Annotated in this window: 19 protein-coding genes; 13 read left to right on the top strand and 6 right to left on the bottom strand. The window is 60.9% G+C overall.

Features of this window, described 5'->3' with window-relative positions; genetic code table 11:
• Window positions 1-23 precede the first annotated feature (23 nt).
• The 4 genes from rhlB to LOY31_RS04975 all read left to right on the top strand — a co-directional run bounded on the left by rhlB (window position 24) and on the right by LOY31_RS04975 (window position 4,448).
• Window positions 24-1,502 carry an ATP-dependent RNA helicase RhlB gene (gene rhlB / locus LOY31_RS04990; RefSeq protein WP_221533438.1) on the top strand — a complete coding sequence of 493 codons (1,479 nt, stop codon included), beginning with the start codon at window positions 24-26 and terminating at the stop codon, window positions 1,500-1,502.
• 124 nt (window positions 1,503-1,626) lie between these two features.
• A complete protein-coding gene (locus LOY31_RS04985) occupies window positions 1,627-2,571 on the top strand; it encodes an ornithine cyclodeaminase family protein (protein WP_258712924.1) in 945 nt (314 codons plus the stop codon).
• 14 nt (window positions 2,572-2,585) lie between these two features.
• Window positions 2,586-3,713 (top strand): FAD-binding oxidoreductase, encoded by a 1,128-nt coding sequence (locus tag LOY31_RS04980; protein ID WP_258712923.1) that lies wholly within the window; start codon window positions 2,586-2,588, stop codon window positions 3,711-3,713.
• 93 nt (window positions 3,714-3,806) lie between these two features.
• Window positions 3,807-4,448 carry a transcriptional regulator gene (locus tag LOY31_RS04975; RefSeq protein WP_258712922.1) on the top strand — a complete coding sequence of 214 codons (642 nt, stop codon included), beginning with the start codon at window positions 3,807-3,809 and terminating at the stop codon, window positions 4,446-4,448.
• Window positions 4,449-4,485: 37 nt separating this feature from the next.
• On the opposite strand, the gene LOY31_RS04970 is transcribed toward LOY31_RS04975, so the two are convergent.
• From LOY31_RS04970 to LOY31_RS04945, 6 genes are all read right to left on the bottom strand, one after another.
• On the bottom strand, window positions 4,486-5,262 hold the full coding sequence (locus LOY31_RS04970; protein WP_085608145.1) for an ABC transporter substrate-binding protein: 777 nt from the start codon (window positions 5,260-5,262) through the stop codon (window positions 4,486-4,488).
• 280 nt (window positions 5,263-5,542) lie between these two features.
• Window positions 5,543-5,995: a molybdopterin synthase catalytic subunit MoaE gene (gene moaE / locus LOY31_RS04965; protein ID WP_258712921.1), complete on the bottom strand. Its 453-nt coding sequence runs from the start codon at window positions 5,993-5,995 to the stop codon at window positions 5,543-5,545.
• 3 nt (window positions 5,996-5,998) lie between these two features.
• Entirely contained in the window at window positions 5,999-6,241 is a 243-nt protein-coding gene (locus tag LOY31_RS04960) for a MoaD/ThiS family protein (protein WP_064382453.1), read from the bottom strand.
• Window positions 6,238-6,711, bottom strand: a complete 474-nt coding sequence (moaC, locus tag LOY31_RS04955; protein ID WP_007957321.1) for a cyclic pyranopterin monophosphate synthase MoaC — start codon at window positions 6,709-6,711, stop codon at window positions 6,238-6,240. Before moaC ends, LOY31_RS04960 begins: the two co-directional genes overlap by 4 nt.
• A gap of 101 nt (window positions 6,712-6,812) precedes the next feature.
• Window positions 6,813-8,207 carry a PhoH family protein gene (locus LOY31_RS04950; RefSeq protein WP_007957320.1) on the bottom strand — a complete coding sequence of 465 codons (1,395 nt, stop codon included), beginning with the start codon at window positions 8,205-8,207 and terminating at the stop codon, window positions 6,813-6,815.
• A 349-nt stretch (window positions 8,208-8,556) separates the two neighbouring features.
• Window positions 8,557-9,681, bottom strand: coding sequence for a polysaccharide deacetylase family protein (locus tag LOY31_RS04945; protein WP_258712920.1), 1,125 nt, complete (start codon window positions 9,679-9,681; stop codon window positions 8,557-8,559).
• Between the two features lie 138 nt (window positions 9,682-9,819).
• Between LOY31_RS04945 and yaaA the strand changes: the two genes are divergently transcribed.
• From yaaA to LOY31_RS04900, 9 genes are all read left to right on the top strand, one after another.
• Entirely contained in the window at window positions 9,820-10,599 is a 780-nt protein-coding gene (gene yaaA / locus LOY31_RS04940; RefSeq protein ID WP_221533433.1) for a peroxide stress protein YaaA, read from the top strand.
• A gap of 810 nt (window positions 10,600-11,409) precedes the next feature.
• Complete coding sequence (locus tag LOY31_RS04935; RefSeq protein ID WP_221533432.1) at window positions 11,410-12,726, top strand: nucleotide sugar dehydrogenase; 1,317 nt, start codon at window positions 11,410-11,412, stop codon at window positions 12,724-12,726.
• A gap of 83 nt (window positions 12,727-12,809) precedes the next feature.
• The gene (alg8, locus tag LOY31_RS04930) at window positions 12,810-14,291 is read left to right on the top strand and encodes a mannuronan synthase (RefSeq protein WP_007957312.1); all 1,482 of its coding nucleotides are present in this window, start codon (window positions 12,810-12,812) and stop codon (window positions 14,289-14,291) included.
• Window positions 14,292-14,327: 36 nt separating this feature from the next.
• Window positions 14,328-15,497 carry an alginate biosynthesis protein Alg44 gene (locus tag LOY31_RS04925; protein WP_007957311.1) on the top strand — a complete coding sequence of 390 codons (1,170 nt, stop codon included), beginning with the start codon at window positions 14,328-14,330 and terminating at the stop codon, window positions 15,495-15,497.
• 9 nt (window positions 15,498-15,506) lie between these two features.
• The gene (gene algK, locus LOY31_RS04920; RefSeq protein WP_221533429.1) at window positions 15,507-16,913 is read left to right on the top strand and encodes an alginate biosynthesis TPR repeat lipoprotein AlgK; all 1,407 of its coding nucleotides are present in this window, start codon (window positions 15,507-15,509) and stop codon (window positions 16,911-16,913) included.
• Complete coding sequence (locus LOY31_RS04915; protein WP_085608137.1) at window positions 16,910-18,397, top strand: alginate export family protein; 1,488 nt, start codon at window positions 16,910-16,912, stop codon at window positions 18,395-18,397. Before algK ends, LOY31_RS04915 begins: the two co-directional genes overlap by 4 nt.
• Window positions 18,398-18,423: 26 nt before the next feature.
• A complete protein-coding gene (gene algG, locus LOY31_RS04910) occupies window positions 18,424-19,995 on the top strand; it encodes a mannuronan 5-epimerase AlgG (protein WP_258712919.1) in 1,572 nt (523 codons plus the stop codon).
• Window positions 19,996-20,005: 10 nt separating this feature from the next.
• Window positions 20,006-21,457, top strand: a complete 1,452-nt coding sequence (locus LOY31_RS04905) for an alginate O-acetyltransferase (RefSeq protein ID WP_127796980.1) — start codon at window positions 20,006-20,008, stop codon at window positions 21,455-21,457.
• A gap of 8 nt (window positions 21,458-21,465) precedes the next feature.
• Window positions 21,466-22,590 (top strand): mannuronate-specific alginate lyase, encoded by a 1,125-nt coding sequence (locus tag LOY31_RS04900; RefSeq protein ID WP_085608136.1) that lies wholly within the window; start codon window positions 21,466-21,468, stop codon window positions 22,588-22,590.
• Window positions 22,591-22,777: the final 187 nt, after the last annotated feature.

Raw genomic sequence — 22,777 nt, 5'->3', positions numbered from 1 at the left:
ACATTCCTTAACCAATTGATGAGATGACCGTGCTCAAAGCACTCAAGAAAATGTTCGGTAAAAGCGAGGCTGAGCAGCTCGCGCCAGTCCCCACTGCGCCGTCGCACGCCCCCGGTCATCGCAGCGATGCCAGCCAGGCCGACCGCCAGACGCCCGCCACGACGTCGCAACGCGAACCAAAACCCGCTCCAGCTGCCGGGCCCGCCACCGAGCCTGCCCGCAGCGAAGCACCGAAACCGGCCAGACCACGTCGCGAACCCAAGCCCAAGGCGCCGGTGATTCCCTGGAAACTCGAAGACTTCGTCGTCGAGCCGCAGGAAGGCAAGACCCGTTTCCACGATTTCAAACTCTCCCCGGAACTGATGCACGCCATTCAGGACCTGGGTTTCCCGTATTGCACGCCGATCCAGGCCCAGGTGCTGGGTTTCACCCTCGCCGGCAAAGACGCCATCGGCCGCGCCCAGACCGGCACCGGCAAGACCGCCGCGTTCCTGATCTCGATCATCACCCAGCTGTTGCAGACCCCGCCGCCGAAAGAGCGCTACATGGGCGAGCCACGGGCGCTGATCATCGCGCCGACCCGCGAGCTGGTGGTGCAGATCGCCAAGGACGCCGCCGACCTGACCAAGTACACCGGCCTCAACGTCATGACGTTCGTCGGCGGGATGGACTTCGACAAGCAGCTCAAGCACCTCGAAGCGCGCCATTGCGACATCCTCGTCGCGACCCCGGGCCGCCTGCTCGACTTCAACCAGCGCGGTGACGTGCATCTGGACATGGTCGAAGTGATGGTGCTGGACGAAGCCGACCGCATGCTCGACATGGGTTTCATCCCGCAGGTCCGGCAGATCATTCGCCAGACCCCGCCGAAAAGCGAACGCCAGACCCTGCTGTTCTCCGCGACCTTCACCGATGACGTGATGAACCTCGCCAAGCAGTGGACCACTGATCCTGCGATCGTCGAAATCGAGGTCACCAACGTGGCCAACGAAAACGTCGAGCAGCACATCTACGCGGTGGCCGGTGCCGACAAATACAAACTGCTCTTCAACCTGGTCAACGACAACGGTTGGGAGCGTGTGATCGTGTTCGCCAACCGCAAGGACGAAGTGCGTCGTATCGAAGAACGCCTGGTGCGTGACGGCATCAACGCCGCGCAGCTGTCCGGCGACGTGCCGCAGCACAAGCGGATCAAGACGCTCGAAGGCTTCCGCGAAGGCAAGATCCGGGTGCTGGTCGCCACCGACGTGGCCGGTCGCGGTATCCACATCGACGGCATCAGCCACGTGATCAACTTCACCCTGCCGGAAGTCCCGGACGACTACGTGCACCGTATCGGCCGTACCGGTCGTGCTGGCGCCGACGGCGTGTCGATCAGCTTCGCCGGTGAAGATGACTCCTATCAGTTGCCGTCCATCGAAGAAAAACTCGGTCGCAAGATCAGCTGTGAAACGCCGCCGACCCATCTATTGCGGGCGGTTGAGCGCAAGCGTCCACAGTAAGCGACACTATAAAGAGAAGCGCAGCCGGCAACGGACTGCGCTTTTTTTTCGCCCGTATATTGTTCAACAACACTAAAAGTCCATAATGGACAAATTAGTTTAGAAACAACCTCCGGAGTCCGACATGTCCAGTACGCCTTACGTGATCGACCAAACCCAGGCCCGCGAGCTGCTGGCCCGGATCGATGTGCCGCAGACCCTGCGCAAGCTGTTCCGCGATCTGGCGGCCGGGCATGCGGTGCAACCGGCGCAGCAACTGGTGGAATTCCCCCAGGGTGCCGGGGACTTCATCAACTATCTCGGCGTATTGGCCGAAGACGGCGTGTACGGGGTTAAAACCTCGCCGTATATCGTTCGCGAACAAGGCCCGCTGGTGACCGCGTGGACGCTGTTGATGTCGATGCAGACCGGTCAACCGCTGATGCTCTGCGATGCCGGCGAACTGACCACCGCCCGCACCGCTGCGACCACCGCCGTGGCGGTCGATGCCCTCGCCCCGTTGAACGCCACGCGTCTGGCAATCATCGGCAGCGGCAAGGTCGCCCAGGCGCACCTGCATTACGTCAAGACGTTGCGCGACTGGCAGAGCATCAGTGTGTACTCGCCGACCTTGAGCGAAGACCCGGCCACCGCCCGCCAACTGCAAGCCCTCGATCCACGGGTGAACATCGCCGACAGCCGAGAAACCGCCATCGCCGAGGCCGACGTGATCATGCTCTGCACCTCGTCCGCAGGCCCCGTGATCGACCCGGCAACCTTGAGCAAACCGGCGCTGATCACCTCGATCAGCACCAACGCACCGCGCGCCCACGAAGTGCCGCCGCAAAGCCTCAACGACATGCAGGTGTTCTGCGACTATCGTCTGACCACCCCGGGCTCGGCCGGCGAGATGCTGATCGCCAGCGAACGACATGGCTGGGACAACAACGCGATCATCGGTGACCTGGCGGATCTGCTCAGCGAAAAAGTGCATCGCCCCGATTACAACCGTCACGTGTTTTTCCGCTCCATCGGTCTGGGCCTGGAAGACATCGCCCTGGCCAACGCCGTCTATCAATTGCAGCGCTGACACCGGAGATTTTCATGAGTCATGCAGATTTCATCATCATCGGCGGCGGGATTGCCGGCGCGTCCACCGGTTTCTGGCTATCGCAGCACGGCAAGGTTGTGGTGCTGGAGCGCGAGTCGCACCCGGCCTATCACTCCACCGGGCGTTCGGCTGCGCTGTTCACCGCCGCTTACGGCACTCCGCAGGTCCGGGCGCTGACCCAGGCCAGCCGCGAATTCTTCGACCATCCGCCCAGCGGCTTCTGCGAGCATCCGCTGCTGACTCCACGCGGCGAAATGACCGTGGACTTCACCGGCGACGCCGCCGAGCTGAACAATCAATACCTCAGCGCCAAGGCCACAGTGCCGGAGATGCAGTTGCTCAGCGCGGATGAAGCCTGCGCGCGGCTGCCGATCCTGCGCCGGGAGAAAGTGCATGGCGCAATCTACGACCCGACCGCCAGCGACATCGACACCGACGCCCTGCATCAGGGCTATCTGCGCGGTATCCGCCGCAACAACGGCCAGGTGCAGACCGATTGCGAAGTGCTCGGCCTGAGCCGCGATGCCGACGGCATCTGGCACGTGCAGACCAACGGCCAGACCTTCAGCGCTCCCGTCGTGATCAACGCCGCCGGCGCCTGGGCCGACAAGATCGCTGCCCTGGCCGGCGCCCGGCCGCTGGGCCTGCAACCGAAACGCCGTGCGGCGTTCATCTTCGCTGGCCCTGAAGGCGTCGACATCCACCACTGGCCGATGCTGGTCAGTCTCGACGAATCGTTCTACATGAAGCCCGACGCCGGGATGTTCCTCGGCTCACCGGCCAATGCCGACCCGGTTGAACCCCACGATGTGCAACCGGAAGAACTGGACATCGCCATGGGCATCTACCAGATCGAGGAAGCGACCACCCTGACCATCCGCCGACCGACCCGCACCTGGGCCGGTCTGCGCAGTTTCGTCGCCGACGGTGATTTGCTTTCCGGGTTCGATCCGCAGGTGCCGGGGTTGTTCTGGGTCGCGGCCCAGGGCGGTTACGGCATCCAGACTTCACCGGCGATGGGCCAGGCCAGTGCCGCGCTGGTACGTGGCGAATCGCTGCCCGACCACCTCAAGCAATTCGGCCTGACCGCCGCCATGCTCGCCCCTGCCCGCCTGGCCTGACCGTCCGCCCGGATGACGCGCCCGACGGATTGCGGCACACTCGCAACGCCCCCGGATCACGGGGGCGTTGACGTTGCCTGGAGCTCCACAGCCATGACCGCCCCCGAACACACGCCCGAGCTGCATGACGCCGCGCTGGACAACTACCACGCCATCGCCGACGCCATCGCCGCGCTGTTCTTTCCCCACGCCGAAGTGGTTTTGCATGACCTGCGCACGCAGAAAGTCGACTACATCGCCAACAACCTGTCGAAACGGGTGATCGGCGATGAATCGTCGCTGGAAGACATGCTCAGCGACGACGTCAGCGAACGGAACATCGGCCCGTACGAAAAGCTCAATTGGGACGGCCAGAAAATTCGCAGCCTGAGCACCGTGCTGCGCGACAGCGAAGGGCACCCGCTGGCGGTGCTGTGCATCAACCTGAATATTTCGCTGTTCGAGAACGCCAAGGCTGCGCTGGACCTGTTCCTCTCGCCGAGCAAACTGATTCCGCAACCGGACTCGCTGTTTCGCGATGACTGGCAGGAGCGCATCAACACTTTCCTGCACGCCTGGCTACGGGAACGGCAACTGAGCCTGAACCTGCTGACCCGCGATCACAAACGCGAACTGGTGCTGGCGCTGCACGCCGAAGGGGCGTTCAAGGGCAAGAGCGCCTCGAACTATGTGGCCAATGTGCTGAACATGGGGCGGGCGACGGTTTACAAGCATTTGAAGGAATTGAAGGGCTGAAACCGTGCAGCCCGCGAAGGCTGCACGGTCTTCAGATTTAGTCGCCGTAGATGTCCGACTTGAAATACTTCTCGGAAATCTTCTGATATTCGCCACTGGCGCGAATACCGTCGATGGCAGTGTTCAACTGGCTGACCAGTTCGGTGTTGCCCTTGCGCACCGCAATCCCCGCGCCCTCGCCCACGTATTTCGGATCCTTCAGCTCAGGCCCGACGAAGGCGTAACCCTTGCCGCGCGGCATCGACAGGAAGTCGGTCAGCGGGATGGTGTCGGCGAAGATCGCGTCGAGACGCCCGGCCGCCAGGTCCATGTAGATTTCTTCGTTGTTGCCGTAACGCTTGACGTTGATGCCCTTGGGCTCGAACACCTCGGTCGCGTAACGGTCGGTGGTGGTCGCACGCTGCACGCCAACGGTCTTGCCCTTGAGGCTGGCGTACTGGTCATCGACGCTCGCGCCGTCCTTCATCACCAGCCGCGACGAGGTGAAATAGTACTTGTGGGTGAAGTCCACCGACTTCTTGCGGTCTTCGTTGATAGTCATGGACGACAGCGCCATGTCGATTTTCTTCACTTTCAGGGAAGGAATCAGACCATCGAACTCGCCCTCGACCCACACGCACTTGACCTGCATCTGCGCGCACAGGGCATTGCCGATGTCGTAGTCGAAACCGACGATTTCACCCTTGTCGGTCTTCGAGGCGAAAGGCGGATAGGCTGCTTCGATACCGATGCGCAGGGTTTTCTCGGCGGCGAACGCACTGCTGCACGCCAACAGGCTCAATGCCAGACCGGTGATGAGGGGGAATTTCTTCATGTTCGTTCTCTCGCGGGTTGTTGTTGGTTTGGCAAGACAGAAGAAAAAGCTGAAACGGGGAAAGACCTTTTTTGTACTTGTAAATCCATACTGGACTTTTACGTACAAACCGTCAATTGGGCAAAAGAGATTGCTTCCTGCTGTTGGTCAGTTGGGTAATCCATAGCATTTTCGGTGTTGCGGATGGCGCCTTCGCGAGCAAGCCCGCTCCCACATTGGAATGCATTTCCCTGTGGGAGCGGGCTTGCTCGCGAAGAGGGCCGGGAGAGCAGCGCAGAATCTACTGCTTCCAGCGATCCGCCGCCGCATGATCGCTGTCACGGCCTTCGACCCAGCGCGGGCCGTCGCTGGTGTTCTCTTTCTTCCAGAACGGTGCGCGGGTTTTCAGGTAATCCATGACGAAGGCGCAGGCGTCGAACGCCGCCTGGCGATGGGCACTGGCGGCGGCGACAAACACGATCGGCTCACCCGGTTCCAGCGCGCCGATGCGGTGCAGCACTTCCAGCTTCAACAGCGGCCAGCGCTCCTCGGCCTCGACCGCAATCTTGTCGAGGGCCTTTTCGGTCATGCCCGGATAGTGTTCGAGGAACATCCCGGCGACATCCAAGCCGTCGTTGAAGTCGCGCACATAGCCGACAAAACTCACCACCGCGCCGACCCCGACATTGGCCGCGTGCATCGCGTTGACTTCTGCGCCAGGATCGAACGGTTCGGACTGCACCCGAATGCGCATGGCTCAGCCTCCGGTCACGGTAGGAAAAAACGCCACTTCGTCGCCATCGACCACCGGCTCGTCGAGCTGGCAGAGGTCTTCGTTGCGCGCGCACATCAGGTTCTGCTCGCTCAACACATCGGCGCCCTCACGCTGCGCCAGCAACGCACGAACGTCATCGACGGTGGCGAAATCACCCTCGACCTTCACCGAGTCAACGCCCAGCGCCTCACGGTAACGGGCGAAAAACTTCACGGTCAGGTTCATGGCTGCTCCGCCTGGAAATGCCCGCTCTTGCCGCCGACCTTTTCCAGCAGGCGTACGCTTTCGATGGTCATGCCACGGTCCACGGCCTTGCACATGTCGTAGATGGTCAGGGCGGCGACGCTGGCGGCGGTCAGCGCTTCCATCTCGACGCCGGTCTGCCCGGACAATTTGCAGCGAGCCACGATGCGCACCGCGTCATCGCCTTCGGCACTGAGTTCGACCTTGACGCCGGTCAGCATCAGCGGATGGCACAGGGGAATCAGGTCACTGGTTTTCTTCGCCGCCTGAATGCCGGCAATGCGCGCCACGGCGAACACGTCGCCCTTGGGATGGCCGCCGCTGACAATCATCTGCAGAGTGTCGGGCAGCATGCGCACCAGCGCTTGGGCTGTCGCTTCACGGAACGTCACGGCTTTTTCGGTGACGTCGACCATGTTGGCGCGACCTTGGGAATCGAGATGAGTCAGCACGGGATTACTCCTGATCAGGAGCGTCGATTGTAAACCTGGGGGTCAGAATTGCGCACATAAAAAACCGGGCGACTTTGCAGTCGCCCGGTTCGGTTTGACGGTTACAGATGCGATTCGGCGTATTCGGCCAGGATCGAGCGAGGCACCCCTTGCAGGGTGATGTGCACACCGTTGGGGAAATCCTTGAAGCGTTCGGTCAGGTAAGTCAGCCCGGAGCTGGTCGCGGACAGGTAAGGGGTGTCGATCTGTGCCAGGTTGCCCAGGCACACCACTTTGGAACCGGCGCCGGCCCGGGTGATGATGGTTTTCATCTGGTGCGGCGTGAGGTTCTGGCATTCGTCGATCAGGATCAGACTCTGCTGGAAGCTGCGACCGCGAATGTAGTTGAGCGATTTGAACTGCAACGGCACTTTGCTGAGGATGTAGTCGACGCTGCCATGGGTGTTTTCGTCATCCATGTGCAAGGCTTCGAGGTTGTCGGTGATGGCGCCGAGCCAAGGCTCCATTTTTTCCGCCTCGGTACCGGGCAGGAAGCCGATTTCCTGGTCCAGGCCCTGCACGCTGCGGGTGGCGATGATGCGGCGATAGCGCTTGCTGACCATGGTCTGCTCGATCGCAGCGGCCAGCGCCAGAATGGTCTTACCCGAGCCGGCGGCACCAGACAGGTTGACCAGGTGAATGTCCGGATCCAGCAACGCATACAGCGCCAGGCTCTGATAGATGTCCCGTGGTTTGAGGCCCCAGGCTTCCTGGTGCAGCAGCGGTTCCTGGTGCAGGTCGAGGATCAGCAGCTTGTCCTCTTCGATCTCCTTGATCCAGCCGACGAAGCCCTGCTCATCAATGATGAACTCGTTGATGTGCACGGCTGGCAGGTTGTCGATCAATTGCACCTGATGCCAGGTGCGGCCGTGGTCCTGACGGGTTTCGACCTTGCTCACGCGGTCCCAGAAGGAGCCGGTCATGTTGTGATAGCCGTTGGGCAGCAGGGACACGTCGTCGACCAACTGGTCGGTGCTGTAGTCCTCGGCGTCGATCCCGCAGGCGCGCGCCTTGAGGCGCATGTTGATGTCTTTGGTAACGAGCACAACCGGTTTTTTCGGGTCGCGGGTGTGCAGATCGATCAGCTGGTTGATGATTTTGTTGTCGTTCAGATGCTCGGGCAGAATCAGGTTCGATTCGGCCTGCTTGCTCATCAGAATCGACAGCAAGCCCTTCGGGCCGCCCTTGCCGCGCTGGATCGGCACGCCCTGTTCGACGTCATCGGGTGAAGCATCGCCCAGGGTCTTGTCGATCAGCCGGATAGCCTGACGGCATTCGGCGGCCACGCTGTGATGCCCGCTCTTGAGCTTGTCCAGCTCTTCAAGCACGGTCATCGGGATCGCGACGTGGTGTTCTTCGAAATTCAGCAGGGCGTTCGGATCGTGAATCAGTACGTTGGTATCGAGTACATAAAGGATTGGCTGGTTGGAGGAAGGGCTACGTCCGTGATCATCCATACTCGGTCACCTTTGTGGGAGCCATTCGACGCAATACCTCGGCGGTGCTGCGCCTCGAAGTGACTGCCGAATCCACCTGCACAGCTTTTGTCGGGATAGCAGGTGAACCGCACACAAAATGGGTCTTGGAAGACGCCACCTGTGTTGCAGGTTTCGGCGGTCTGACTTCGTAATACTCCAAAACCCGTGACAGAAAAAAGCACTTTGACGCTTTTTTGAAGTTTATTTTGCAAAGTGACGAAAAGCCCTTGGCGGACTGCCCTGCCCCCGTTAGAGTCGGAAGTCCGCCTGCATCGAATTCTGCAAAAAATTCACCCCAAGCCCAATGTTTCCGGGCTCTTGCCGTTTTTCAGCGAAACGCGTCCTGACAGTCTTCCCAGCCGATGCCGCTTTGCGCGGTTTGCGTGATCAGCCACGGCAACGCGGTCTTCACCGCATCCTGCTTCATGTTGAAATTGATCACCCCGTGCCGCCACAGCAGCATCAGGGTCAGCACCCGCTGCGCGCTCGGAGCGCCCTTGAGCTTGCCGGCGCCGTCCTGGGCATCGATGTCCCACAGCGCCACTTGCAGGCCCTGACTGTTGAAGAAACCCCGGGCATCGCTGCGACGTTGGCCTTCCGGCGGACGGAACAGCGGCACGTAGTTTTCCGGCAGCTTGTTGCGGACCAGATCGGCACTGCGCCGCACCGAATCCTGCCAGTCCTGCCAGTGGCTGTGGGAGCGGAACTCCCAGCCCTGCACGCCGACGCACTGTTGCGAAAACGCCGCTTGCAGACTGCTGACGGAACGGTCGGCCAGCCGCGCCTGAACATCCTTGCCCAACATGAAGAAGGTACCGCTCAGGTTCGACTTGCGCAGGTACTCGGTAAGCCAATCGGTGTTGTCCGGTTGCAGGTTGGCGGCACTGTCGAAACTCAGCAGAAACAAGCGATCGTGCATGTCGTCGCCGTTGCGCTCGTAGTCTCCGAAATGATCGAGTTCGCTGCTGGTCTGCGGCGACAGCGCAGCCTTGCGCATCAGTTCATCGAGGTATTGCAGATGAAAGATCCGGCTCGGTTCGGCCCACTTGGTGTAATAGCTTTCGTCGCTGACCACGAATTTGGCCGCCTGCTCGCGCAGGGTCGGCAAGTCTTCGACGAGGAAGCAGAACGAAGCGTCCTGATCGCAGCTTTGCTGGGCGAAGTTGTAATTGGCGAGCAGACGCTGCCACAGGCGCCCGCGCAGGCTGTTGATCGCATCCAGATTGACCGTGCGCAGCCCCAGACGCTGGGCCAGCGCCGCTTCGTCCAGCGCTTCGGTGCCGAGCAGGCCGCGGGCGAACATCAGGATTTCCGCCCGCGAGGCGACGTCGAACAGGGTCGGATTGTCGAGTTTTTCCGGCCAGGTGCTGCGATCCAGCGTCGCGATATCGCCCGGCGCCGCAATGGCACCGACGCTCAACAGCCACGCGGTGAAAAAAAGAACAATGCGCAAAGGGTGTCTCCATAACAAAACCCGCGCCGCACTATAGCCGATCCGGCTGGCAAACCGCCGATCACCTATGGACGCGATAGCTGGAGTCATCCGCCCCAACCCCCTAGAATCGCCCCCACGATTAAAGGAGACGACTTCATGCTGATGGTGATTTCCCCCGCCAAGACCCTCGACTACGAAACACCGCCGGCGACCCAGCGCTTCACCCAGCCGCAATACCTCGACCATTCCCAGGAACTGATCCAGCAACTGCGCGAGCTGAGCCCGGCGCAGATCAGCGAACTGATGCACGTGTCCGACAAGATCGGCGGCCTCAACGCCGCGCGTTTCGGCAGCTGGACACCAGCGTTCACGCCGGAAAACGCCAAACAGGCACTGCTGGCTTTCAAGGGCGACGTCTACACCGGACTCGACGCCCAGAGCTTCAGCGAAGCCGATTTCGATTACGCGCAACAGCACCTGCGCATGCTCTCCGGCCTCTACGGCCTGCTGCGTCCGCTCGACCTGATGCAGCCGTATCGCCTGGAAATGGGCACCAAACTGGCCAACGCCCGGGGCAAAGACTTGTACGCCTTCTGGGGCACGCGCATCAGCGAGTGGCTGAGCGAAGCGCTGGCCGATCAGGGCGATGACGTGCTGTTGAACCTGGCATCCAACGAGTACTTCTCGGCGGTCAAGCGCACGGCCCTGAACGCGCGGATCATCAACACCGAATTCAAGGATCAGAAGAACGGCCAATACAAGATCATCAGCTTCTACGCGAAAAAGGCCCGAGGCCTGATGAGCCGTTTCGTGATCCAGGAAAAAATCAACGATCCGGCCCTGCTCAAACAGTTCGATGTGCAGGGTTATCGCTTCAGCGCCGAGCAATCGAAACCGGATAATCTGGTGTTTCTACGCGATCACGCTCCCGAATAAAGCATGCCTAATGCACGACTCTTTATATGAAGAGTCGTGCAGCTCGCACGATGTCAAAAATCCCTCGCCACATTTCGCCATTTTACTGGCGCCAGAAAAACCTCCCTGCCTTTTCTAAGATTAGTTTCACTCGACACTGATCATTTTTTTCAGTAGTGGCACCTAAATTTTTTCACCGTAGTGGCACAAAACTATCTAACGTGATTTTTCGCCTGTTATTAAAGGTCGAAAACGAAATTGCTATCAAATTGATACTGGTGCCATCTCTGACAATATTTCAAGAAATTTCAGATTTCGCGATGAGCGGACAGGAACTTCGTCCGAATGCATAGCTCATACCACCGGTAACGATTCTCGCCGAGTTTGTACGAGATAACTTACGCGGAGCAGATAGCCATGTAACCAAGTTGTCACAGCAACTTGCCTAGATGACTAACTAGTCTCAAATCAGACGATGGACAGGAGATACGCACCATTAATATCCCCTACAAAGGCCATGGCCGCGCCCTTATAAACGTGCTCGCCTGAGCACCCAACCGCTTGATTTACGGGACTTTAATCCTGACATCGAGCGCGCAAGACGATTGCACAAGAGTCTTCTCCAAAGAAGATCGGCTGCATAACAGGGCACGTCATAACAACAAGGCCTGGTTACGCACATCTTGAGTGCACTTATTTAGACACTCGAAACTTAGTATGCCTGCACACGGCATTGTGGCGCCTGTATGCCGCACTTTCGAGTGCACTAATGAACGCTGAACACCATTAACTCCGGCCCTCTAAGGCCTGATATATACAGAGGTAATTGCGATGCGCATCAGCATATTTGGTTTGGGTTACGTTGGCGCAGTATGTGCCGGTTGCCTGTCTGCACGGGGCCATGACGTGGTTGGCGTCGATGTTGCCAAAGACAAGATCGACATGATCAACGCTGGCAAATCTCCCATTGTCGAACCGGGTCTGGGCGAGTTGCTGGCACAAGGTATCCAGACCGGTCGTCTGCGCGGCACAACCAACTTCGCCGAGGCGATTCGCGACACTGACCTGTCGATGATCTGCGTCGGCACGCCGAGCAAGAAGAACGGCGACCTGGAACTGAACTACATCGAAGCGGTGTGCCGCGAGATCGGTTTTGTCCTGCGTGAAAAAACCACCCGTCACACCATCGTCGTACGCAGCACCGTTCTGCCGGGCACCGTGGCAAACGTTGTCATCCCGATCCTCGAAGACTGCTCCGGCAAAAAAGCCGGCGTTGATTTCGGTGTCGCCGTGAACCCTGAGTTCCTGCGTGAATCCACCGCGATCGCCGACTACGACCTGCCACCGATGACCGTCATCGGCGAGTTCGACAAGGCGTCGGGCGACGTTCTGCAATCGCTGTACGAAGAACTCGACGCACCGATCATCCGCAAGGACATCGCTGTCGCCGAGATGATCAAGTACACCTGCAACGTCTGGCACGCGACCAAAGTGACCTTCGCCAACGAGATCGGCAACATCGCCAAAGCGGTCGGCGTCGATGGCCGCGAAGTGATGGACGTGGTCTGCCAGGACAAGACCCTCAACCTGTCCCAGTACTACATGCGCCCTGGCTTCGCCTTCGGCGGCTCGTGCCTGCCGAAAGACGTGCGCGCCCTGACCTACCGCGCCGGTTCCCTGGACGTCGAAGCGCCGCTGCTCAACTCGCTGATGCGCAGCAACGAATCGCAAGTGCAGAACGCCTTCGACATCGTTGAAAGCCACGACAAACGCAAAGTCGCCCTGCTCGGTCTGAGCTTCAAGGCCGGCACCGACGACCTGCGCGAAAGCCCGCTGGTGGAACTGGCCGAAATGCTGATCGGCAAGGGTTACGACCTGAGCATCTACGACAGCAACGTCCAGTACGCCCGTGTCCACGGCGCGAACAAGGACTACATCGAGTCGAAGATCCCGCACGTGTCGTCCCTGCTCAACGCGGACTTCGATTCGGTGATCGACAACTCCGACGTGATCATCCTCGGCAACCGCGACGAGAAGTTCCGCGCCCTCGCCGAAGAGGCGCCGCACGGCAAGCAGGTGATCGACCTGGTGGGCTTCATGTCCAAGGCCACCAGCGCCGGTAGCCGCACCGAAGGGATCTGCTGGTAACGCAGCAGCAAGCCTCGAGCTTCAGGCCGCACGCCGTGAATCGGCGGGCGGCTTGAAGCCCCCATCACCTTCGGATGACGGTCATGTCCAAGCTCAAACATTTTTTTCTGCAATCCGCCGGCTGGCTTTTGTTTCTGAGCCTGCTGATGGGCCTGGCCCTGATGCTGCCCACGTCCACGTTCGACTCCGAGTCGAAGGACTTCATTTTCCTGATTGGCGCCGTAGGTATCTGGCGCTACTCGATGGGTGCCACGCACTTTGTGCGCGGCATGATTTTTCTCTACATCGTCTACCCGCACCTGCGCCGCAAGGTTCGCAAGCTGGGTAAAGCGGCGGACCCGTCGCATGTGTTTCTGATGGTCACCAGTTTTCGCATCGACGCGTTGACCACCGCGCAGGTTTACAGCTCGGTGATCCGCGAAGCCATCGACTGCGAACTGCCGACCACCGTGGTCTGCTCCATCGTCGAAATGTCCGATGAGCTGCTGGTCAAGGCACTGTGGGCACGGATGAATCCGCCAGAACGCGTGAAGCTCGACTTCGTGCGCATCCCCGGCACCGGCAAGCGCGATGGTCTGGCGTTTGGTTTCCGCGCGATCTCCCGCCACCTGCCGGACGACCGCGCCGTGGTGGCCGTGATCGACGGCGATACCGTGCTCGGCGAAGGCACCGTGCGCAAGACCGTGCCGTGGTTCCAGCTGTTCGGCAACGTCGGCGGCCTGACCACCAACGAGTTCTGCGAAGTGCGCGGCGGCTACATCATGAGCGAATGGCACAAGCTGCGTTTCGCCCAGCGCCACATCAACATGTGCTCGATGGCCCTGTCCAAGCGCGTGCTGACCATGACCGGGCGCATGTCGGTGTTCCGCGCCACCGTGGTCACCAACCCGGAATTCATCGCCGACGTCGAGAGCGACTCGCTGCAACACTGGCGTCTGGGCCGTTTCAAGTTCCTGACCGGCGACGACAAGTCGAGCTGGTTCAGCCTGATGCGCCTGGGCTACGACACCTTCTACGTACCGGACGCGGCGATCAACACCGTTGAACACCCGCCGGAAAAGAGCTTCATCAAGGCCAGCCGCAAACTGATGTTCCGCTGGTACGGCAACAACCTGCGGCAGAACTCCCGGGCTCTGGGCCTGGGCGTGAAACGCCTCGGTGCCTTCACCTCGGTGGTGCTGTTCGACCAGCGCGTTTCGATGTGGACATCCTTGCTCGGCCTGACCGTGGCGATCATCGCCAGCTTCAAGTACGGCACCGCGTTCATCCTGGTTTACCTGCTGTGGATCGGCATCACCCGGCTGATTCTGACGCTGCTGCTGTCCTGCTCGGGCCACCGGATCGGACCGGCTTACCCTGCGATTCTCTATTACAACCAGATCGTCGGCGCGCTGGTGAAGATCTACGTGTTCTTCCGCCTCGACCAACAATCCTGGACCCGACAACCCACTTCCCTGACCCGTGATCTCGCCAGCTTTCAACGTTGGTTCAACACCTGGTCGTCTCGGACCATGACCTTCTCCGCCGGCAGCATTTTCGTCGCCGTGCTGCTGATGATGGTCTGACCCGCCCCCTCTTGAATTAACAAGGAAATCGCCCCTATGAATACCGCCGTCAACGTCAACGTAGTGCATGAATCCGAAGCCCAGCGCCAGCACGCCCGGGTCAAAATCCCGGCCAAGCTGCGGTTCTTCGGCCCTGACCGGACGCCCGTCGAGGCGCGGGTCATCGACCTGTCTGCCGGTGGCCTGGCGTTCAATGCCGGTCAACTGCCGCTGACCGTCGGCGAGGTGTACAAGGCGCGTCTGCAATTCGTCATCGACAACCTCGGCCTGGCCATGGACGTGGAGTTGCAGGTGCGCTCCTTCGACCGCCAGACCGGTCGTGCCGGTTGCCAGTTCCAGAACCTCGAACCGCAGGACATTTCGACCCTGCGCCACCTGATCACTTCGCACCTGGCCGGCGACATCGTCAGCATCGGCGAAGTACTGGCGACCCTGCAGCGCGACAACTTCACCAAGGCGCGCAAGGTCAAGGACGGCGGCCACGGCATGACCCCGTTCGGTCGCCTGAAAGCCGTGACCTTCAGCGCCGGTGTGTTCGCGGTCGGCCTGGTGGCGGCGGGGTTCATTTTCAAATCGGTGTACAGCATGTACTTCGTCAGCCATGCACAGGCCGGTCTGGTCAGCGTGCCGGGCATGAACATCACCATGCCGCGCGACGGCACCGTGCAGAGCCTGGTGAAGTCCGACGGCGTTGCCGCCAAGGGCGCACCGCTGGCGACGTTCAGCACCAGCATGCTCGACGTACTCAAGGGCCATCTGGAAGAAGATCAACTGTCTCCGGCCAAGGTTGAAGAACTGTTCGGCAAGCAAATGACCGGCACCCTGACCTCGCCGTGCGATTGCACCGTGGCCCAGCAACTGGTGGCTGACGGTCAATACGCGAGCAAAGGTGACGTGATCTTCTCGCTGGTACCGCGCAACACCCAGGCCACCGTCGATGCACGCTTCTCCTATCGCCAATTCGGCGATGTGCGTCCGGGCACTCCGGTGAGCTTCCAGATCGCCGGCGAAGACAAGACCCGCACCGGCAAGATCGTCAGCAGCACCAGCCTGAAAAGCGCCGACCTGTCCTCCGACATCCGCGTGCAGATCCAGCCTGACGAACCGCTGGACAGCCGCTTCGCCGGCCGCCCGGTGGAAGTGAACAGCGACCGTGGTCCGAACCTGAACTGGCTGATCGACAAAGCCATGGCTGCCGGTCTTTAAGTCGAGGACATGCCCGTGACGAGCCCTATCAGAATCCTGCCGGTCCCGCTGACGCTGGCCATGGCAATCGCCCTGGCCGGTTGCGCCGGCCTGCCCGACCAGCGTCTGGCCAACGAAGCGCTCAAGCGCGGTGACACCGCGACCGCCGCGCAGAACTACCGTGCGCTGGCCGACCTGGGTTACAGCGAAGCCCAGGTGGGCCTCGCCGATATCCAGGTCGACAGCCGCGACCCGGAACAAATGAAACAGGCCGAAGCCACCTACCGCGCCGCCGCCAGTGTTTCGCCGCGTGCCCAGGCCCGACTCGGTCGTCTGCTGGTGGCCAAGCCCGGCTCCACCGAGGCCGAGCATCAGGAAGCCGAAAGCCTGCTGAAGAAAGCCGCCGCCAGTGGCGAAGGCAACACGCTGATCCCGCTCGCGATGCTGTACCTGCAATACCCGCACAGCTTCCCGAACATCAACGCTCAGCAGCAGATCGATCAGTGGCGCAAATCCGGTTACCCGGAAGCCGGTCTCGCCCAGGTGCTGCTGTATCGCACCCAGGGCACTTACGACCAGCATCTGGATGACGTGGAAAAGATCTGCAAGGCCGCGCTCAACACCACCGACATCTGCTACGTCGAGCTGGCCACGGTCTACCAGAAACGTGGCGCGCCGGAGCAACAGGCCGAGCTGATCAAGCAGCTGCAGGCCGGTTACAGCCGCGGCACCGTCAGTGCTCAGCGGGTGGATTCGGTGGCCCGTGTGCTGGCCGATTCGACCCTGGGCAAGACCGACGAAAAAACCGCGCAGTCGCTGCTCGAACCGATCGCGCCGGGCTACCCGGCGTCGTGGGTCACCCTCGCACAACTGCTGTATGACTTCCCGGAACTGGGCGACACCGACCAGATGATGAAGTACCTGGACAACGGCCGCGCCGCCGACCAGCCGCGCGCCGAACTGTTGCTGGGCAAGCTCTACTACGAAGGCAAACTGGTTCCGGCCGACGCGAAAGTTGCCGAGGAACATTTCCAGAAAGCCGTCGGCCGTGAAGTTGCCGCCGATTACTACCTCGGCCAGATCTACCGCCGTGGCTACCTGGGCAAGGTCTATCCGCAGAAGGCCCTCGACCATCTGCTGACCGCTGCGCGCAACGGCCAGAACAGCGCCGACTTCGCCATCGCCCAGCTGTTTTCCCAAGGCAAGGGCACCAAGCCCGACCCGCTCAACGCCTACGTGTTCAGCCAGTTGGCCAAGGCGCAAAACACTCCGCAAGCCGATGAGCTGGCGACCGCCCTAGCCGCGCAACTGCCGCCCGAGCGCCTGGCCGAAGCCCAGCGCCTGCTGCAACAGGAACAGGCGACCCGTGGCGCCCTGAGCCAGAACACGCTGCAACTGCACGCCCTGCAAGAAGAAGACGGCGAGGAAAAATTATGAAATTGAATCCCTTTGTGAAGGCCGGCATTGGCCTCACGTTCGCGCTGATCTGGTCTTGCCCGACCCTGGCCGCGATGACTGAATCGAAGAACTTCGGCCTCGAAGTGAAAATCACCGGCCAGTCCGAAGACGACCGAGACCTCGGCACCGCCAGTGGCGGCGACGTCAACGGTGTCGGCCTCGATCTGCGTCCCTGGGTCTACGGCGAAAGCGGTGCGTGGAGCGCCTACGCCATGGGCCAGGCCGTGACCTCGACCGACATCATCGAGACCGACACCCTGCAGCAGTCCGACAGCGAAGGCACCCAGACCACCGACAACGGCGACCGCAAGACCAAGAAAAACTACCTGGCGATGCGCGAATTCTGGGTCGGCTACAGCGGCCTGACGCCCTACCCCGGCGAGATCCTCAAGTTCGGTCGCCAGCGCCTGCGCAATGACGACGGCCAGTGGCGCGACACCAACATCGAAGCCCTGAACTGGACCTTCGACACCACCCTGCTGCGCGCCAACGCCGGTGTTGCCGAACGCTTCAGCGAATACCGCACCGACCTCAAGGAGCTGGCGCCGAAAGACAAGGATCGCCTGCACGCCTACGCCGATGCCGCTTACCAGTGGACGCCGGGCAACTGGGTCGGCATTCGCGGCCACCACACCCATGACGACGGCAAGCTCGACTATCCGGAGCCGGGCGTGGCTGGCGACTCGCTGGACAAGAAAGAAAACGGCGACATCAGCTGGCTCGGCCTGACCGCCGACAGCGACGCCTACAACTGGCGCAACACCAACACCGTCAATTACTGGGGCAGCATCACCGGCATGAGCGGCGACCGCGACACGGTCAACGCCCTCAACGCCGATGGCACCCGCCCGGCGCAGGCCAAGCGCAGCGACAACGTCGACGGCTGGGCCACCGACATCGGTGTGCGTCTGCGCCTCGATCCGCAATGGCAGGTCGGTGCGGCGTACGCCCGTGCCAGCGCCGATTACGAACAGAACGGCCTGGAAAGCAACCGCTCGAACTACACCGGTACACGCTCGCGGGTTCACCGTTTCGGCGAAGCCTTCCGTGGCGAAATGAACAACATGCAGACCGCCACCCTGTTCGGTTCGTGGATGCTCAACGACCAGTACGACGCCAGCCTGATCTACCACAAGTTCTGGCGTGTGGACGGCAACAAGCCGGTGGGCAGCAACGGCATCAACGCCGTGGAAAACAACACCGACGACGTCACCGGCGCGATCCTCTCCAGCACCTCGCTGCCACTGCAGGACGGCAACAAGGATCTGGGCCAGGAAATGGATCTGGTGGTCACCAAGTACTTCAAGCAAGGCTTGCTGCCGGCGGCGCTGAGCCAGTCGATCGACGAGCCTTCGGCGCTGGTGCGTTTCCGTGGCGGCGTGTTCAAGCCGGGTGATGCCTATGGCAGCCAGGTCGATTCGTACATGCACCGCGCGTTCATCGACGTGATCTGGCGCTTCTGATGCTGACCGCCAAGGGAGTGCCCGACATGAACAGTGCCCGCAAAGGCTCACTCAGCCTGCTGGCCGGCGCGATGCTGCTGGCCTCGGCTGGCGCCTTCGCCAACGTGGAACCGGCCAAGCCGGTGACCACCGCGAAGGAGCTGCAACAGGCCAAGACCTACACCGTCAGCAGCGCGCCGACCGAAGCGCTGGAACTGGCCAAGCCGAAATTGCCCGACCTCTCCGGCTACACCGCCGAAGCCGCCGCCGCGAAAATCGTGCGCAGCAAACCGGGCAAGATCAGCGTGCGCCGGATGATGCAGGAAGACGCCCTGAAGGACTTCATCGGCGGCGACAACAAGATGGCCGAATGGGTGGTGCGTCAGCACGGCATCCCGCAGGCGATCTTCGTCGACGACGGCTACATGAACCTGAAAGAACTGGCGAAGAAACTGCCCAAGCAGTACTTCAGCGAAACCTCGCCGGGCGTGTATCTGGCGAAGTTGCCTATCGTGGTCGGCCGCAAAGGCATCCTCGAAATCGACGGCCAGACCCAGGAATTGCGCCTGTCCCAGGAGGCCGGTTCGTTCCTGGTCAACGACGGCCAGCTGTTCGTGCGTGACACCAAGGTCACCGGCTGGCGCGAGAAGGAAAACGGCCCGGCAACCTTCCGTTCGCCGAAGGAATTCCGCCCGTTCCTGCTGGCCTGGGGTGGCACCGAGACCTACATCGTCAACAGCAAGATGGCCAGCTTCGGCTACGCCAACAGTAAGTCCTACGGCGTGAGTATTTCCCAGTACACGCCGAACATGGCCAAGGTGCTCAAGCGTCCCGAGCCGACCGGCTGGATCGTCGGCTCCGAGTTCTCGGACATGTGGTACGGCTTCTACTGCTACGAGACCCGCGACTTCGTGGTCAAGGGCAACACCTACAAGGACAACATCGTCTACGGCATCGACCCGCACGACCGTTCCCACGGTCTGATCATTGCCGAGAACACGGTGTACGGCACGAAGAAGAAGCACGGGATCATCATTTCCCGTGAGGTCAACGACAGCTTCATCTTCAACAACAAAAGCTACGACAACCACCTCTCGGGGCTGGTGATCGACCGTAACAGCGTCAACAACATCATTGCCTACAACGAGATCTACAAGAACCACACGGACGGCATCACCCTCTACGAGTCCGCCGACAACCTGCTGTGGGGCAACAAGGTCATCAGCAACAAGCGCCACGGCATCCGCATTCGTAACAGCGTGAACATCCGCCTCTACGAAAACGTCGCCATGGCCAACGGCCTGACCGGCGTCTACGGGCACATCAAGGACCTGACCGACACCGACCGTGACATCAAGCTCGACCCGTTCGACGCCCAGGTCTCGCTGATCGTGGTCGGCGGTGAACTGGCGGCCAACGGCAGCGGCCCGCTGTCGATCGATTCGCCCCTGAGTGTCGAGCTGTATCGCGTGTCGATGCTGGCGCCGACCAAATCCAGCGGCATCAGCTTCAACGGCATCCTCGGCGAGCGCCAGGATGAAATTCTCGACCTGCTGGTGCGCCAGCAGAAAGCCGTGCTGATCGACCCTGTCGAACGCCAGACCGAATTGCAGGACTGAGGATAATTTTATGCACCCACACCTGATCAAATTACTCAGCCTGTCGGCCCTGACCGTGGGCATCCTGGCGGCCAGCAACGGCGCCCGCGCCGATGAAGTCCAGCCGCCGAAATTCACGGCCGAACCTTGCTGCAGCCTGTGCCCGGCCGCCCACGACGCGAAGAACTACACCACCCGCTATCAGCAGAACTTCACCACTCTGGTGCAGGCGCAGGGCGACTGGCTGTTCCGGACCCAGGAAGATTTGCGCACCGAGTTCAACACCACCCCGGCCGGCTACAAACGCCTGCAACAGCTGCACGATGCGTTCAAGGCCAAAGGCGTCGAACTGGTGATCGTCTACCAGCCGACCCGTGGCCTGGTGAACCGCAACAAGCTCAACCCGGCAGAAAAAGCCGCGTTCGATTACGAGAAAGCACTGGGCAACTACAAGACCATGCTCGGCCGTTTCGCGAAGATGGGTTACGTGGTGCCGGACCTGTCGCCGCTGACCAACGAATCGCTGCCGGACACTCTGCCCGCCCACGACTTCTACTTCCGCGGTGACCAGCACTGGACGCCGTACGGTGCCCAGCGCACGGCGAAAATCGTCGCCGAGAAGGTCAAGCAGATCCCGGCCTTCGCCGACATTCCCAAGCGTGAGTTCGAAACCAAACGCTCCGGACGCATGGGCAAGACCGGCACCCTGCACAACATGGCCGGGCAACTGTGCGGCACCAGTTACGCGATCCAGTACATGGACCAGTTCACCACCGAGCCGAAAGGCGAGGCCGGTGACGGCGACCTGTTCGGTGATTCCGGCAATCCGCAGATCACCCTCGTGGGTACTTCGCACAGTGGCAAGAACTACAACTTCGCCGGTTTCCTTGAAGAAGCCATCGGCGCCGACATTCTCAACGTCGCGTTCCCCGGCGGCGGTCTGGAAGGTTCGATGTTGCAGTACCTGGGCAGCGACGAATTCCAGAAGACGCCACCGAAGATTCTCATCTGGGAATTCTCGCCGCTGTACCGCCTCGACCAGGAAACCATCTATCGCCAAATGATGTCCCTGCTCGACAACGGCTGCGAAGGCAAAGACGCGCAAATGTCCGCGAGCACCACGCTCAAGCCGGGCAGCAAACAAGAACTGCTGGTCAACAGCAAGAACCTGAACCTGCAGAACAGCAGCCATCAGGTCGACATCCGCTTCGCCGACACCTCGGTGAAAACCCTGCAAGCCACCCTCTGGTACATGAACGGTCGCCACGAGGACATCAAGATCGAGAAACCGGAAACCTCCGACACCGACGGTCGTTTCGCCTTTGAGCTGCGCACGGACGAAGACTGGGCCTCGCAAAACCTGCTGGCGGTCGAAGTCCAGGGCCCGGAAGCGGGCACCGCGCCACAGAAAGTCGAAGCGAAAATCTGCAAACGCAACGTATTCCCGGGCGCTGGGCCACAAACCGCTCAGGTCGGGCAATGAGGTCTGCTATGCGAAATCCGAAACTGAAAACTCTTTTGGCGCCGACGCTGCTCGGGCTGGCGATCTTCGCCGGCACCGCGCAGGCCGCCGCGCCGCTGCGTCCCCCTCAGGGCTACTTTGCGCCTGTGGATAAATTCAAGACCGGTGACAAGAGCGAAGGCTGCGACGCGATGCCGGCGCCCTACACCGGGCCGCTGCAATTTCGCAGCAAATACGAAGGCTCGGACAAGGCCCGCGCGACGCTGAACGTGCAGTCGGAAAAGGCCTTCCGCGACACCACCAAAGACATCACCACCCTGGAGCGCGGCACCGCCAAACGGGTGATGCAGTTCATGCGCGACGGTCGTCCGGAACAACTCGATTGCACGCTCAACTGGCTCACCACCTGGGCCAAGGCCGATGCGTTGATGTCGAAAGACTTCAACCACACCGGCAAGTCGATGCGCAAATGGGCGCTGGGCAGCATGGCCTCTTCGTACATTCGCCTGAAGTTCTCCGACTCCCATCCGCTGGCCCAGCACCAGCAGGAAGCGCAGTTGATCGAGGCCTGGTTCAGCAAGATGGCCGATCAGGTGGTCAGCGACTGGGACAACCTGCCACTGGAAAAAACCAACAATCACTCGTACTGGGCCGCGTGGTCGGTGATGGCGACATCGGTCGCCACCAACCGCCGCGACCTGTTTGATTGGGCGGTCAAGGAATACAAGGTCGGGGTCAATCAGGTCGATGCCGACGGTTACCTGCCGAACGAACTCAAGCGCCAGCAACGCGCCCTCGCCTATCACAACTACGCCCTGCCGCCGCTGGCGATGATCGCCAGTTTCGCCCAGGTCAACGGCGTGGATCTGCGTCAGGAAAACAACGGCGCACTGAAACGCCTGGGTGACCGGGTGCTGGCCGGGGTGAAAGATCCCGAGGACTTCGAGAAGAAGAACGGCAAAGAGCAGGACATGACCGATTTGAAAGAGGACATGAAATTCGCCTGGCTCGAACCGTTCTGCACCCTCTACACCTGTTCGCCGGATGTGATCGAGAAGAAGCACGGGATGCAGCCGTTCAAGACCTTTCGCCTCGGCGGGGATTTGACCAAGGTTTATGACCCATCCCATGAAAAGGGCAACAAAGGCTCTTGAGTACACCGATAAACCCTGTGGGAGCGGGCTTGCTCGCGAATGCGGTCTGACATTCAAAAAATATGTCGACTGACACTCCGCTTTCGCGAGCAAGCCCGCTCCCACAGTGAAGTGATGTCGCCCTCTGAATTTTTGTGGGGGGTTTGGGGGGGCTTTGGCCCTTGACTGTTGGTTCAAACATGGAGAG

Origin of the sequence: Pseudomonas sp. B21-021 (assembly GCF_024749205.1) — a bacterium.
GTDB lineage: Bacteria > Pseudomonadota > Gammaproteobacteria > Pseudomonadales > Pseudomonadaceae > Aquipseudomonas > Aquipseudomonas paraglycinae.
Note: the sequence above shows the minus strand (reverse complement) of the source record. Positions and strands in the feature narration are given on the sequence as shown.